This is a genomic window from Nocardia sp. CA-290969 (assembly GCF_050936135.1).
Lineage (GTDB): Bacteria > Actinomycetota > Actinomycetes > Mycobacteriales > Mycobacteriaceae > Nocardia.
The window spans coordinates 2,938,759-2,956,118 of record NZ_JBNJNJ010000001.1 but is presented as its reverse complement, the minus strand read 5'-3'; the positions used below and the strand labels follow the sequence as shown (position 1 = coordinate 2,956,118).

The 17,360-nt window shown below is 66.2% G+C and carries 1 protein-coding gene (running past both ends of the window); it reads left to right on the top strand.

This entire window lies inside a single protein-coding gene on the top strand: locus ACQEVO_RS13570, encoding an NUDIX domain-containing protein (RefSeq protein ID WP_432912910.1). The 60,876-nt coding sequence extends 25,762 nt beyond the window's left edge and 17,754 nt beyond its right edge, so the window shows coding positions 25,763-43,122, spanning codon 8,588 (partial) through codon 14,374 (complete); the first complete codon in view begins at window position 3. Both the start codon and the stop codon lie outside the window.

Genomic DNA, 17,360 nt, shown 5'->3' with positions numbered 1-17,360 from the left:
ATCCGCTACCCAACGACGACGTGCCGTCCGTGGGCGGCTGGCACCCGCATCTGGTCGATGAGTACACCGCGACCAGAGTGGACGAACTTCGGGACCAGCTGCCGCCCGACGACCCTCGGGAGCAGTTCCTCGATCGGCGGAAGACCAGCTTCGGATCCCGGCCGAGTCGTTACGAACCATCTCGGGATCTTGTCGTACTCGACGCGGGGCGGACCGATGCCCAGCTGCTGGAGGAGCTGACCGCGGCGGGTATCGCGAAGGCCCGTGCCAGGCAGGGGGTGAGTCGCGGCATCCTGCGCCGGATTTGCGGCGAACTCGGGATCTCCCCGGAGACAGATGATGTGGCCGAACTCGCAAGCCTTGTCCAACGGCAGATCGCGGCTGCCGCCGGGGCCGACCGGGCTGTCGAGCGTCCTGTCATCGATCCGGAACAATCCCTCGTCCGCGCGCGGCAACAGCGCCTCGAGGACCGCTATACGGACTTGTCCAGCGAGGCTCGAGAAGCTTTCGACAAATATCGTTCGGCTCGGAAATCCGAAATAGAGCTCCGCGGTGAAGCCCCCGGTCATGACCGGACGGAGGGACGCAAGTACACGCCTGAGCAGTACGTCGCACTCGACGCACGCACTGTTGAGCGGCTCTTGTCGGACCTCGGCCGGAAATACGGAATCACCGGGGAACAACCGTCCGAGATCGTGCAGGGAATCCAGGACAGGGTGGTGGACGCGCGCCCGGTCGAGGAGCAGCGATCGCGCAGCCGTGCCTGGGCGCGCCCGGATCTGTTCGCAGATTTCCTGGACGACTCCGTGTCCATCGGTGACCACTATCGTGCGTTCGACACCGCCGATCGGGCCGGTGACCAGGCCCGGTTCTGGCAAACGGTATACCGGGAGGCGCTGCACCTGTGGCGCGCCCACCCCACCGGGCAGGCCCCCGACGCAGACCCGAACGTGGGTGTTGCCAGGCCCGGGGCCAGTCTCAGCGCGCTGGATGCGACACGGCAACTGGCGGCGGAGAGGGCAGTGCGGAGGCTCGCCGACGGCTTGACGTTGATCACGGGCACACCTGACGGTGGTAGCCCGGGTCCGTGGCGGCTGGTGGATCTGATCGGGGAGTGGTCTGCCGCCGAGGCCGAAGCTGTCGAGCATGACGCGGAGAGCGAATCCGGATGGACGCGCCGTCGTGCCCGGGTCCGCGACGAACGCCGCTACCTCGTACAGCGCGACACGTTCTGGGCGGGCCTCCGAATCCGCTGCGCCGAAGCCGAATTGGCCCGCACGAAGGGCGATGATCCCGGCTTCGATCGCGCCATGCGGGAAATCGCCACGGTATGGACCGCTATCGAGGAATTCATCGCCCGGCGATCCGCCCTGCTGGCCGAACAACAGCGCCCCGGACTGGACGAATTCACCACTCGTTACCTGAGGTTCAGAATCGACCGCGCCGGGGTCGACCTCGAGCGTATGCGCGGGGAGCTGCCGTTCCACGCCGGAGCGTCGTCCGAGGACGATCGCTTGCTCGAGCAGGCGCTGGAAGAATCCGAGAAATCCGGGACCGCGGTGCTCCGCCTCGCCATCGAACGCGGACGGGCGGCATACACCGAGCTGGAAAACGTGGCCATCGCGATCGGTGTGTGCGAAGCGGAACTCCCGCCGGCCCCCAGAACGCTGATGACCTTCGTCGACCTCGGTGGGGATATCCGGGACTGGCTCGCCGATCGGTCGTCCTCCCGCAATAGCGCGGAACTCGACGAGATCGCCCGCACCGCCGACCGTGCCATTCACGAGTTCTACAGCGCAGCGGCTGATTTCGCGGCCGTCCGCGAAGCTCCCGCTGCGGCCATGCCCCTGGATTATCCCGGTGAACTCGACGGTTACGTCCCGGAGGGCTATCCGGGGCCTCTCGAACTGGCCATGGCTTTCGAGGCCGAGCGGCGGGTGGCCTCGGGCTCCGACCGGGACGGCCGAGACCGGGCGCAGACCGTGGCCGGCGGATGTGTGCGGATGTCCGGCGGGGCGATCAACACCTGGTACGCCCCCTACCGCGAGGGCCGGCCGCCGGTCGTTCACAATCACCCCGAAGACCCGGCCGCCGCCCCGCTGCTGCCGGGGAACGATATCGACGACGTTGTCCCGGTACAGGTCATGTCTCAGATGGCACAGGGACACAATGTGTTCCGCGGCAGGCGGCGTCCGGGACTACACGCCGTCGCGGACCTGCTGACCCGTCCGATCGAGGGAGACCCTTCCACCGCCGGCCGCGCCGGTCACGGCCGCGGGATGTGGGTCACCACAACAGCCCGCTACAGCGATACCGCGCACGCTTTCTTCGTCGTCAACGACAACGGCGCCCTCCGCCTCCTGGACCCGACCTTCGACACCGATACCGAATTCGATCCCGCCACGTACGAACCCGCCCCCTGGCTCGTCCACGGAATAGAACTCGATCCCCAGGGCTACCCGGTCGACCCCATCGTCTACGACTACGACACCCCCCTCGAATCCCCACCGAAAGACCGCACCCCCCGCCCTGGCTCGGATGTCAGCGGCAGTTCTCCCGATCCGGCCGTGAGCGCGGGCGATCCCGGTGAAGTAGACGATCCTACCCTGGAGGACTATTCGGGGCCGGCCGAGCCGACGATGGACCTCGAAGCCGAGCGGGGGGCTTCGGACGACAGTTCGGAAAGAGATCTGGGAAAGGGTGATTCCGATGGCACTGCTGGTGTTCTTCCGCAAGATCCAGGGCGATCCGGCGCAGGTCCGGTACGAATTCGGGAGGAAGCGCGATCAGTTGGATCAGCGGCTCACGATCGACAAGACGACCTGGGCGTTCCAGGACCAGGACGGCCGGACGAGGGGGACCGTGCACGATACGGCAGCCAGGACCCTGGGACAGGTGAGAACCGAGGGGACCTGGCCGGAGAACGGGGTAATTCAAGCGTAGCGCCCCAGCGGGACGCTGCTGAGGACGAAGGAGGAACTGATGGCACTGCTGGTGTACTACGGCCTGGTTCAGGACGGCGCGGAGGAAATCGAGTATCGGTTCGGGGGGACCGAAGCGATGGGGGAGCGCTTGACCATCAACAAGCGGACCAAGCACTTCGAGGACCAGAACGGGGCCTCACACGGGATGGTGGCCTCGGCGGCGGCCCGGATCATGGGGCGGCATCGGACCGAGGGCCACTGGCCGGAGAAGGGGATGATTCAGGCCTAACCGAGGTCGTTTCCGGGGCGCCCGAGCCGAGCCCTGCCCCCGATCTTCTACGCCGTGCCCGCGGCCACGGCAGCGAGTTCGCTATCGCCGCAGGTGAACTGCGCCGCGCACTCGGTCCAGGCATCCACGGGAAGGTGCTGGCCGAACTGGGTCGGCTGCGTGCCGCGCGCCCGTGGCTCGGGCCGGTGGAGAACGATTCCTGGGTTGCGCACATCATCACCGCGGAGGCCCTGGCTCATGCCCAGCGAACCTGGCGCTATTCCCTCGAGGTGCCTGAGCACGAGAGCCAGCAGGTCGGCCGCTATCGCGAAATCCTGGATAAGGCCACGACGGACGCCTTCATCGGTCACGTCATCATCAGGCCGCAGCTGCTGGCTCATACCGAGTCACTACCTCATCTGCACGGTTTGGTCGATCGCACGCCGGCGCCGCTTCTGACCCGGGTCGTCAAGGCGCTCGCGCGCAGTGGGCCAGGAGACCGGCGCGCGTATTTCCGTGCGCTCACCGTACCGTCGAACGCGGCTACTGTCGTGAAGCTTCGGCTGGACCGGGGCCAGTCGGAACTTTTCGACCTCTCGACCATCAAAATCCTCTTGGGGGCACTGTCGGGCCCGGACTTGACAACTCTGCGTAACCCGGTCCGCCGCCTCGACGACTACCACGACATAGCGAGCCTGCTCCTCGATCTTCGATCGGCCGCCGGGTTCACCAGCAATCATCAGCTCGATATGGTCGCGGGGCTCACCAAAGACACAAGCCGGAGGATCGAGAAACTCGGCCGTACTCCTACTCTGGAGGAATTGAGAAACATATTCGAGGTGCTCCACCTTCCGCCGGAGTTGGCCGATGAGATAGTTCGCCGATTTCTTCCCGGCCAGCTGAGGGATTTCCGGGCGCATGTTTCCGGTGCTGATATCAGTACACGCGGACGGATTCTTGATTTCCTCACACACGGAACGTTCACCGCGCGCCAGTTGGAGGAGTTGCTCGGCGTTTCCAGAACTACGGTGCATCGAACACTCAGGGAATTGCGAGACCGCGGTGTCGTGCAGGTGAACAACGATACCGCGGGGCATTACGTCTATGGCTTGGCCGAGGAGCGGCCCGAGAACGTGGCCGACCCACTTCCGAACGATTCAAAGCCGGCAATTGCATCCCTGAAAGCAGCTGCGCGGGAGGATAATAGCCATCTCACCGACCACTTCGGCCACCAGTTGCAGCAGTTCGACAACGCCATCCGTGCACGAATAGCCCTGCATATGGAATCGGCCGAGAAGAGTGTTGTGGAATCCCTGCGATCGGAGATTCGTGCCCGGGTCCTCGATGCCCCCGACGATGTTCCTGCACAGGAGTGGCTCTTCGCCATCATCGATCTGCGATTCACGGGAAATTCGGGCCGATGGCTGAAGTTCTACCGCGAGACCACTGGGATGGATGTGCTGCAACTCGCAGCACACGCACATGTTGGTCACAACTCGATTCGCCGGGCGGAGCGCGGTGTGATCGCAACCTTGCCGGAGATATGGTGGAAACTGTTCGGGGGACTCGGTGTCCCGGATTGGTATCGAGATCTTTTTGCGCAAGAGTTCCTGGCAGGATTGGATTCGTTCAGCCCACACCCGCGACAGCATCGCGCTCTCCATAGCCTCCTCGTCGCCCGCCGTGCTGTCAACGGTCTGACTCAAGCCGGGCTCGCACGTATCGCCGGCGTTTCTAAGCAGACCGTGTACCGAGCGGAGAATCGTCCGTCGCGGCGGGATAAGCTCGATGGCAGCTGGTTCAAACTGATGCGCGGCCTGGGTATTTCCGGCAACGATTCGAGTATCGCCGCGCTGAGGTTCTTTCCGGGACGCTTCGATTCGTTCGACATCGATCCTGCCGCGCATTCCAGAATCGGTAGCGCCGTGATCGCGTGTCGTCATCATCTGGGGCTCACACCGTCGGCTTTCGCCAAGCGTTTGGATGTCACACAGATAGCCCTCGAGCAGATCGAAGCCGATAAGGCGCTGCCTACCACTGTATTCCTGCAGAAACTTTACACCGACCCCGATCTCGGCCTCACCGAAACCCAGCGTGCAGCGGCAGAGGGGTTGCGGAGGGATGGTTCTGCCGTGGAGCTGGTGAAAACGGCGACCCACCTCGGTAATACAGATATCCTCAACCAGCAACTACGACGCTTCGAAGGTGACCTTCGTGATCGTCTCAGTGGGACCCGGATCGATGTCGATCAGGGCTGGGCTGCACTAGAATTCAGGGCCCACACTCGTCTGTTCGAAGCCCGGCACGGTATCCGGATGCGGCAGTGGCTCGAAGAAGTGGCCGATGAGGTGGCCGATTCGGTGCGGTCGGGTGAGATCACGAGCGGTTATGAGTTGGTGGCACCGGTGGAGTTCGACCGGCGCGATGAGTGGGCCAACACCTTGTACGACGTCGTCCGTACGGAGTTGGAGCGTGACCCGCGCGGTGTGGCGGCGGCGATCGGACACACTCTGTCCAGGACCGAACGGGATCGGGGTCGGGTCGGTTTCGACGTCGAGTCCGAACTCGTGCCGGTGCTGCGTTATCTGTTCTTGGATGAGCATGATCTGCTCGATGAGAACTCCGGAAGGATCACCCGCCGGCGTTTCGATGCCGATTTCCAGATCATGGAGGCGATCCTGCGCCTGATCACGGGTGAGCGGGTCTCGGATGAGTTGCGTGCCAGCGATATCCGCCTCGTCGAGCACGAGTTGCTGGAGCGGTCGCTGGGTGCGGAGGGCGACCACAGATCCCGCCACGATGCCGCGAATGCGCGGTTCGACTGGGTGGGTGAGCTCCCCGCCGACTCGGCGGAGCAGCGAAGCAGAGCCGACGAGGCGCGCGGCTACCGACTGTGGTCCGGTGCCGGCGATGGAGAGGGCTCGGAGTCCGAGTCGGACGGCGACACAGGCCCGGTCGGGCCCGATGACCCGGACAGTCCGGATATCCCACGTCCCGCCGAACACGATCCGCTGGTAGCGGCAAACCTGCTGTTGGAGCGGAACCGGCAGCGTTACGCTCTGCAGGAACTGGACGATGCCGGGGATTTCCTCGGAATGGATGTCCGGGGTGCCGAGGACGGGCTTACCGGCCTGACCGGGGCGGCACAGCGTCTGCTTGCGGAGTTCGATCTGCGGATCAGAGATTGGCGCGATGAGCTCGCGGCCCCGATGCCGGACACCGATATCTCCACGGTCGCCGATGACGGCGTCGACACGGTCGTCGATGGCTGGGCAAACCGGAAGGCCCGCAGCGACCTGTACGACACACTGCGGTGGCGCCGCAGGACCATCGAGGCGACGGCGGACTATTGCGCCGCCGAACTGCAGCTGGCGATCTGGGATGATGCCGCGCGCGAGCAAGTCGCCGACAGCGAATTCCGTCAGTGGCAGCGGCTCTGGCAGGAGGTAGCCCGGGAGCGGGCCCGTGGCGGTTTGGAACGGCTCTGCGGACTCGTCGACCACCTGCGGGAAGGGGATGCCGATCCTCAGGGGCCCGAGGTGGGCGCCGAAACACGGGTCCCGGTCGACGCGGCTATGGAATTGCTGTCCTCGGATGGTGATCAGGACAGACTGCGGCTGATCGGCGAGCAGCTGGTCGATGCGGTCACAATGCATCTGGAGCGGCGTGATCCGGCGGGCGCCGCGGCGGATACCAGGGCACACCTGTGGGAGCTGTTCGATGCGGCGATCGAATATCACAGCGGATGTGTCGATTTCCACCGCGCCGTCGAGGGCCTGCCCGGCCTCGACCGGGACAGGTCGGGATTTGTCGATGCCCCGCCCGATCGCCTCGGCGAGACCGTGGACGATCTGCGAGAGGAACTGGCGCAGGCTGCCGCCCGCGCCGCAACAGTGGCCGAAACCGATATTCGTGGGATCCATCGGAAGCTGAAACACGGCAGTCTCGGCCCCTCCGATTTCGGCGAACTGATCGCCGTGCTGTACGACGATCTCGACCCGATCGACGGACAGCCCGATGCGGACCCACTCGACGGCGAATTCGGCACCGCAGCCGAAGCCGCTGGTGATGACATCGTTCCGGCGCTGTTCGCCTGGAAAGAACGCGCAACACTGTTCTACCTGGCCCGCAGAGATGAGCTGCGGGAGCGCTTCGCCGAGGCGTACCGCCGTCATCTGCTGGCGCAGGCCGATACGATGTGGGCCCACTGGCGTGAGCACGACCCCGACGACCGTGCGGAACAGGACCCGAAGCACCCTGCTGAGCTCGACGTGAAGCAGACACGCCGGGGGGTGCTGCACCAGTGGAACGGTGTGATGCGGGAGTACTCCGCGACATGGGCCGAGTCGTGGAAGCTGATGCAGGAGCGGGGGATTGCGGCGCAGAAAGCCCTGCGTGATTACGCGGCCGAAGCCGGGCTGGTGCCTGCTGCCGACCTCGACGGGATCGACCAGGTCCGCATGCGCACCGCCCAAACCGTGAACGTACTCGAGGCCGAGGCTCGCCGCCTGCGCGCAACCCTCACCGGCGGATCCGGCGATCCGGACGAGACCTGGCGGATCGCGGAATTGGCCGGCACTCGCGATGCCCATCGTGCGGAGCAATGGGAGCTGGACCAGGTCCTGAACCGCCGCCTGGAAGTCCTCGTCCAGTTCTCGGACTATCTCGCCGCCACCGAGACCTCGAACCGTCTCACCACCGAGCTGGCAGCCGTCCGCGACCCCGCCACTGCCCGGTCGGCCCCGGGTGACTCCACGCTCTCCGGCCACCGGGAATGGGTCGAGGGGCAGATCCAGCTGGTGGCCACCGAACGTGCGGCGGCCGTCGTCCGCGCGCTCAACGCTTTCGCGGTGAGTATCGGTTACCCGGCAGGTCACCTTCCCGAACCGGAGGCCGAGGCCGGAGAGGTACGGGCGGCGGTCGCCGGGATTCGGAGCTGGTTCGAGGTGCGCCGCGACAAGCTGCTCGAGCAGGCGCACCGGGACAGGTCCGGGGCGCTGGATACGGCCGCACTCCACGAGGAGCTGGATCGGATCGAGTGGTCTCTGGGCCGGGTCCTCGTCGATCATGCCTGGGCCCGCGCCGGTGCACAGGTGACCGACACCGACTACCCCGAACCGGGTACCCATTCGCCGTTCGAAACGGCGATTGCCCAGATGAAAGAGCTGACGGTCGCTGCGAACACCGCGGCCCAGTCCCGTCTGACCGCTGTGCGCAAAGAACTGCTGCGGCTCGGTGCGCGGCTCGGCGTCGATTTCGGCACCGCCGCGCGCGCGGCATGGTTACGGACGAGCGAGCGGCTCGGCGTCGATTTCAACCACAGGCTGTGGGATCTCGACATCCTCGGGGAATCCGCACTGGTCGACAACATTCGCCGATGCCTGATATCGAATCCGGACGACGAGGCCGAGCGCCTGCTGGACCGGCTCGACGTCCGCATTCAAGCTGTCCTGCTGGATATGGCTCAGCTGCGTTCCGATTCGATCGAGTCGCGACAGGTTGCCGAGGACGAGGAACAGCAGCGGGTCGCGACGCCGCGCTACGATTCCGGGCAACCGTGGGTGTTCTTCGCACCCGCTGTCGAACACGAAACCTCCGATATACCCGGCACCGCCGAGGACGCCCTGTTACGCACCGCCTGGTTCGGGCCCTATCGGATCGAATTCCCGTTCGGCGCGATGGAATTACTGCACCGCACCCGCTCCGGCCGGGAGATCCTGGAGTTCTTCGAAGCGCACGGAATGCCGCACAATGTCACCGCTGTAGCCGACCCGGTCGAATGGGTGCTGGAGGTTGCCGGTGAAATCCAGCGGACCACGATCGCTCTCGACCCGCACACGCCGGCGGTCGACCCGGACGACTACGCGGACCGCGACGAATATGTGGCGACGGCCCTACTACAGGAGGCGACGGTAGCGGGCGCCCGCTACCGGCTGGAGGAGGAGCTCCGCGCACTCGGCTACCGGCATTTCACCCCGGACCCCAACCGAGACCTGTATCGGATCTCGTTCGAACGCGCATTCACGGCCCTGGGTGCGCAGGAACCGGATTCTGCTCGACGCGTCGCACATAGGATCGCGGTGGAACACCTGGCCACGCGGCTGGGCCGCGCGGAGGATCTCGGCCGGACCGGCAGGCAGCGGCACGGCGAGTACTGGGACTCGGTGCGGTCGGTCCGCACCGGTACCTACTATGTCCCGGCGGACGAGAAGGTCGCCGGGGACTTCCGGGCCGCGGCGGCCCGCCTGCGTGCCGCCGGAGCGCAGCAGCGCACCCACGCTGCGGAGCTGACTCGGGCCACCCGCACAGTGCTGGCCTATGTACCGGAGCTGGCCGGGGGACCGCTGCCGGACCTGGAGCGGGATGCCGCGGCCGCCCGGCTCGAACTGTCCGCGCGGTGGACCGAAACGACCACTGCCCGCGCCGGGGAAGAGCTCTCGCCGGAGGGGCGGGAGTGGCTGGACGGCCGAGAGTTCGATCTCACGGTGGCCCAGGCGCTACTGGATATGTATCACGGGGAGCCGGGCCGGGATCAGCGGCGGAAGCCGATCGACGGTCTGCTGCGGGTTGTCGGCACGGAACTCGGAAAGGTCGAAAACGACTGGCATACAGCTTCTTCAGGCCGTGTGGTCTCATTGCGGCGGCTGGAGCACAACCTGCGGCGCATCGTTGATCTCCTCGACGAGGAGACCAATGCCGCGGCGCGGGTCTGGACATTGTGGTCGGAACTGGACGTCGCGGCGGCCAGGCAGTTCCGTGACGATCTGACCGCCGGCGAATCCGGCCCGGTCCGGCTGTTCGGGGATCGGATCGCGGTCCTGGCAGACAACGAGATTCTGGTGGTGGCCGCGCCGGGCGAGCACGAACAGGTAGTGCGTTCGACCCCTGGACTGGCCGAGATCCTGAACCATCGTGATGCGCGGGTCCGGAATTTCACCGTCACCGTATCCGAGGACGGCGTGATCGAGCGCCGGTCCGGTGAATTCGACGTCCCCCGGCCGGCTCGGGTGAACGGCGTCCAACCGCAGAATTCGGTGTCCGAGGCCGTCGAATCCCGGGTTTTGGTGATCGAGTCGCTGCTGGAGCTGACCGACGCCGGTACTCAGGCACTGGCCACCCTGCGGGAACGGGGTCTGCGGATTGTCGTGGACTCCGAGCCGGGAGTGCGTTTCGAACCCGGCCTGAACCGGATCGTCGTGGATGCCGGCGCCGGGTATATCGAAGCGGCGGCGCGCGTTGCGGGCTGCGTCGTTCATGCCGAGCGAGCAGGTGATCGCGCCAAGGCCGGCGGCCCGCTGAATCAGGATCGGGATCGCTATCGTGGCGCGGGCGGCCGCGCCCGGTACAACGCCGAAATGCTGGATATCGATGGATGGGCGCTCCAGCGGGAAATCACCGTCCGGGCCGAACTGCGGGAGGCGGCGAGGATCGGCCGGTTGCCCGGCCCGGCACCATCGATGACCCCGCAGGAATCCCGCGTCCGGGCGTTCGCGGAATGGTTCGAACGGGAGACCGTACGGAAGAATCCGGAGCTTGCCGGTCCCGGGGCGGATCCGCAGGCACTGCTACGACTGCGTGACCGTGCCGCCCATGCGCTGATCATGCAGTTCATCGCCGGTCACCGGCCGGTGCAGGGCGGACACACTCACGAAGAACTGCACGGCGTCGAATGGGACGCCTCCCACGGCCCGGGCCGGACAATCGAATCCGGGCGCCTGCCTGGAATACCGTCGGTGTACCTCAACAATTACGGAGATGATGCCAAGTACGGCGTCTTCGGCGAGGTGAGTCCGAACGGCGAGTTGTCGGTCCAGATGCTGGCCGGGGACCACACCCCCAGCGGCCGGGTGATGGCCGCCGATCTCGCGCGGGCGCTGGGCGACCAGGTGGTTGCGTTGCGCGACCAGTGGACGGCCGACAGCGGTTTGTTCGACAACCTGGACACTTTCAACGCCGCGGTACAGGATGGCTTCTCCGAGGAGGAGGCCGCGGCCATGACCGCTACGGGCCGGATCGCCGCCGAGTACGGGTTCACCGAGATCGAGATTGCCTCTGTCGAGCCGCGGTTCGCCCCGGGCGAACGAACCTCGGTCGTCGTGTATTTCCGTCGCCCCGCAGACTACGTGCCGGAGACCGTCGCGGCCGCCGAATTCGGTGATCCGGCCACCGTCGCCTCGACCGGCGAAACCGGTGGTCGTGACGACTCTGCGGCGAAACCGGATACCCACGGCGGCGACGCGAACATCGCCGCCGACGAAGAAGCCCAGCACGCGCATCGGCGGCAGGCTCTGGACGCTTATCGCGCGAACGCGCGCCGGGCGCGGGAACTGGGAGTCGATCATGACTCATCGGAACCCGGTAATGCCTTCGCCGCGGTCACCGCCGCGAACGAAGAAATCCTGAATGCACAGCGGCGGCGGGCACTGGACGCCTACCGTGAGAGCGTCCGCCGCGCCCGGGAGCTGGGAGCCGAGGTCGACGGATCGGAACCGTCGGGGGTGAAGCGCCTTGTCGACGAGGTGAGTCTGGATATCGATGACTGTGGGTTCCGGATAGTCGATGAACTGCGCTGCCTCGACGATCCCGAGGCCGAGATCCCCACTGGATTGATCGAGCTGCAGACCCATCGCAAACTCGCGGACTTTCGCCGGATACGTCGTACAGCGATCAATTCCGCGCTCGAATACGCGACGGCCGAAGCGAAACTGGCCAGGTCGCGCGGTGATGACGTCGCGCTCACCGCGGCCGAGAGCACTCTGCGCAACGTGCGTGAGGTCGCCCGGCAGGTGGCCTGGCAAAGGCTCGAGGGCGCTCGCGGTGACCTGCTGCGAATAGCGGATCAGCTGCAAGACCTCCATCTGATGAAGCCGGAGCCGGAGCAGGCGAAAGCTCTGCGCGACAATATGCTTGTTCTCCGGGCGGAGATCGAGAAGGCCTTGGACGAGTTGGCGGGAATGGCCCACTATGGTCACCCCCTGTGGCAGCCCGCGGTGCTGACTGCGATCCGCCAGACGATGCTCGGTGCCGCGATCGAATACCACCGAGGCTGGGCCGATCTCGCCCGCCCGATGGCCGAAGGCTCCGACGGTGACATCCCCCAGCCTGATGTGGGGTGGAGTGTGGATCGGCTGGTGCTACGGTCCTCGCTCGACCAGGTGGAGTCCTTGGAGCAGGAGGCGGGATCGGTTACAGCCGTGCGTCGTGGCCTGGCCCTTCGCGATGTGGGGAATATCGCCGCAGCGCTCCGATTGGACGACTCGGGAACCTTACCCGAGCTGCTGTCGCGGCTGGCGGACTGGCGAGCGATCTGGCCCCTGCACCGGGAAGAGGGCAGCAGCCCGGACGAGGCAGCCCCACCCGGCTGGAACGCCCGCACCGAACTGCACCGCCACGCCCTCAGCGATGAGGTAGGACGCCTGGCCGCCCGCGCCGAGCGCGATTACCTGGTTGCCGGAGCGTCCGAAATGGTGCGGCTGGGACGCGACCCCGGCCCGGCGATGGACAAGTTCCGGTCCGCCTGGCTGGACGCACTGGCGCAGGCCGAGTCCCGGAAGGCGGCGGCCGAGGAGACGCTGCGGCGGATCGCCATCGAACGAGGCGCGATTCAGGGGGAACAGCAAAGCGTTCCAGCCTTGGCTGCGGTCATTCAGGAGCACTTGACCGAGGAACACGACCTGCTCGGCCCCGGGCTCGCCGATCGGCTGCACGGCAATCGGATAGCGAAGGACCGGATCGATACCGCGCATGCCCGGTTCGAGTATCGCGCCGCCGAACAGGATATGGCGCGGCTTCGCGCCGAGATGATGCTGGCCGGAGGGGATTCCGGCGCGCTCAGGACCACTCCGGGCAGCCTGACCGACAAGGAGATCGACGACGCGAACGATACGGTGTCGGAGTTCTCCACGACCCGGATGAACGCCGCGCTGGACACGGTGCTGTCCATCGGCGCGGAGATCCGGATCGATGACCTCACCGGCCGCGGCGGCCCGGCCCGGATCGTGAATCCGCTGATGCAGGTCCTCGGCACACTGGAGTCCGCGGCCGATAGGGCCGAGCGGCTCCGTGCCGATCCCGCCCGGGATCCGCTGGTGTCGATCGCCCGGCGGCAGCAGGTGTATGAGACGTATCAGCGTGCCTGCCGTGCCGGTATCGACTATCTGGTGGCCTTGGCAGACAGCCAGGTGAACAAGGATCGGATCGGCCCCGAGCCGGGTAAGTCCCTCCATGATCACGCGATGACATTGGCCGGCGAAATCAGGATGCGCGCGGCAGAATTCGCGGCGAAATACCGGCGCACGCTGGATCTGGACCACCATCAGACGCCGACTGGTCTCGGTGCGCACTGGCTGTCCTGCTATTCCACGCAAGCCAAGGCTGATTCGGCCTATCTGCGGGCCGATATGGACACTCTCCGCGCGGCCGAAGCGGAACTGGGTGAACTGCTGTCCCGCCCCGGCGTCGAGCCACCGCCGCAGCGGGGATGGCTCGACTTCGCACTCGACGATCGGGTGAAACCGGAGGAGCCGCACCTGTGGCAGGCCTGGGCGGAGCGGCAGTACGAGCTCATCCGCGACCGGATGCGCGCGAACCCGGACGACCGGGCCGATATCGACGCGATCGTCGGCACCCTCACCGCGGCCGCGGTGGTACGCCACGACGGCACCTCGTACACGCACGAGCAGATCTCGAGCATCTTCACTCACATTTTCCTGTCGAAGCATCTGCTGCACAACGATGACGACGAACTGTACGAGGACCATCTCGACCCCGATTTCCAGCTTCTCGAAGCGTTGTATGAGCTCATCGCGGGGCGCTGGAATCCGAGCACGGCGGCATTACTCGAGCACGAACTGTTCGAGATCGAGCGGGACCCACGGACGGACCAGCTCGCGCGTCCCACCGCGCCCTGGCGCGATATTCATCGCGGCGCAGAGAATGCGCTTCCGAACAATGGATCCGATTGGATCGCCGCACTGTCCGTTCAAGAACGCCGCGACCGCGAACTGGGTTTGGCCACCTACGGCCCGATCCGCTCGGGTGCCGACGACTCCGGACCCGCCGGCGAAGCCTCGGAGCCGGGCGGCGCCGTATCGGGTCGCCACGGACGTGAAGCCCCCGCGGTCGACCTGCTTGTGACGTCTGCCGAATGGAATCTGCTGGAGCTCCTGCGCCATGGACCGAGAAGTGTAGAAGACGCGGCGGCGCAGACCGGTGCGTCGAAAAACCTGACGCTGAAAGCGCTGCGACGGCTGGAAACCCAGGGCTTCGTCGAACACAGGAGCGGCGGGTCGTCGAGCACATACGGCCTGGCCGAGCCGCCGCCCGGAGTTCGCGTAGTCGACTCCCTCGTTCCCCGGACTCGCAGTACGAAGGTGGCGGCACACAATTCGCCCGGCGACGTCCTCGTCGCACTGCTCACCGCCAGGGGATTGTCCGCGAAAGTCTTCGCCGACATGGTCGCCGACCCGGAAATTTCGGAAGCCCTCATCGTGGCGGCGCAAATGAGCAGTCGAGAAATCACTGCCGGGCGCTGGCGGAAAATACTGCTCGCGCTGGATGTCCCGCAGTCGGATCGAAATCTTTTCGCACGGAGATTCATCGACGGGCTGGAATCCTTCAGCGCCACCCACGGCGCGCACAATACGCTCGGCAGCTACCTCCTTGCCTGCCGTCTCGACCGGGGAATCGCCCAGCATCAGGTGGCCGAGCTGATCGGCATTCCGCCCCGCAAATTCGCACGCGCACTGACCAGGCAGAGCTGGCGGCCGAGGGATCTCGAACCCTGGGTTGCCGACCTGGTCCGGGTGCTCGCGAAGCCCGAGGACCTCGCCGCGGTCGCCGCGAGATTCTTCCGGGAGCGACCGGACTTGTCCGATAGCCTTCTCCCGGTCGAGACCGGAGCGGGCGACAGTGCGGCGGCCGACACCGTAGCGGACAATGCCGCGTCGGCCGGTGACGGTGCAGTTGACGTCGGAGCGGCCGATGACAGTACGGCCGACGACGGGGCGGCTGAGGAGCCCTGGGTGCCCGCACGGCCCGACGATGTGGAGTGGACACCGAAAACCGCGCACCTGGTGGATCCGGGCGATATCGGCCGCCTCGCGGAGGTGATCAGCAAGAAACCCTCCGATCCGTCCCTGTGGTACGCCTGGTCCCAAGAGCAGTACCGGCTGATTCGCCTCTGGATGGCGGGGAGTCCGGAGGCCGAGCTCCAAGAAATCGTCGCGAACCTCGCCGGCGTGAAGCGCAAGGAGGGGCAGCCGCCGTTCACACGTGCGGATATCGAACAGGTCCTGACGTATGTTTTCGTGGACCAGCATCGGTTCGAGACCGCTGACGGAGCCGCCCACTACGGTCATTTCGACTGCGATTTCCAGATCGTCGAGGGTATTTACCGAATGATCCTCGGTGACTGGAACTCCGACGAGGTGGACCCTGCCGTACTGAAGGCCGGCGATATACGGCTGATCGAGCACGAGATCGGCGAAATAGCGTTCGCCGAACAGTATCCGCACGAGCCATGGGAAGAGCGGCACCGCCGCGCCAATTCGCGCCTGAAGAGCGGGCATTCCGATTGGGAATACGGCCTGATGACGGTGACAGGCTTGGTGCCGATGCGTGGTCAACGCGAGGACTATGTGCACCGATTCGGTGCGATACGTTCGGGCGCGGGCCGCAGCGAGGAGCGGCCGGAGAACGACCCCGGCATTCGGCCCGGCCCACACGTCGCAGCTACCTCCGAGTCGGCCGGTGAAGCGGCGGAGTTCGACGTGGTGTCGACCGCGGTGGCTCACCGCGGGTCCGGGTTCCGCATGATGAAATATCGGGTTCGCATGCCCGATGGGACCGTCCATCCCCGCGATGTGCTGGATGTGCCTGCCACGGTGGCCGTCCTTCCGGTCGACCGGCAGGGTCGTGTTGTGCTCAGCCCCCGCTTCCGGGCGGCGGTCGACGATGTGGTCCTCGAACTGCCCAACGGCGTGGTCGCCGCCGACGGTGATGTGTCGGTGATTGCACGTCGTGTCCTTGCCGAGTACGGGCTGGAGACCGGCGCGGCCTTGTCGTTGGTGTCGGATGTAGTGCGCAGCGGTGGCAGTTCGAATGCTGTCACCCGCGTCCTGGTGGCCCGGGACGTCGATGATCTCGAGGGTGGTGACCCGCGACCGGAGATGCTGCGGATCCCACTGACAGAGGCCGTCTCCCTGATTGCGGGCGCGGCGCTCGTGGACACCGCGGCAGCGGTAGGGGTCTTGGCCTTGGTGGGTGAGATATCGGGCGATATCCGGCTGCGCCCGGCCACGGACCCGCCGCTGAATCCGCTGCCCGCAGCATCGGGCGCGCCGCCGGTCGACAGCACCCGGATCTTCGGTGCGCAGCCGCTGCAGCGCGGCGCCGAGGAGACGGTGTGGTCGAGCCCGTTCAACGAGGTGCGCCGGCTGGAACTGCACACACCGGACGGGGACGTGGTGACCCAGGACGTCATCACCCGTCATCAAACGGTGCTCGCGATGCCGTGGGATGAACGTACCGATGAGGTTGTCCTGGTCCGCCAGTATCGGGCGCCGCTGGGTCGCTGGATCTACCAGCTGCCTGCCGGCATGCTCGACAAAGCGGGTGAGGACCCGCTGACGGGTGCCCGGCGCGAACTTGCCGAGGAAGCCGGGCTCGCCGCCCTGCAGTGGAGCGAGCTCCTGACTGTGGAGCCGCTTCCTGGAGTCACCGACGAGCATCACCGCATCTACCTGGCCCGGAACCTGTACGGGATCCCCCGTCTGGATGCGGGCGAATCCGATGAGATCGGGATGGGGCAGATACGCGTTCCCGTGGACGAAGCGCTCGCCATGGCATTGCGCGGCGAAATCGAGGACGGCCCAGCCGTTATCAGCCTCTTGGCACTGGCTTGCGTCCGGACGGGCCGGCTGGCGCCACGGGTTGTCGTCGAGGCAGGCCGTCGGAGCGCAACCGCAGACAGCGCCGGCCGCGGCGGCGACTCGGCAGCTGACGATGCCCTCGGCGACCGACGTGCTCGTGACGTGCCGGCAGTGGAGTCCACCGGCGGACAACCAGAAGCGGCCGTCGATGTGGGCGAACTGCTGCGGGCGGCGCATCAGGGCGATCAGCTCGCCCTCGCGCGGTTGCTGGCCCATTTCGTCCCGGAGGTCTACGGG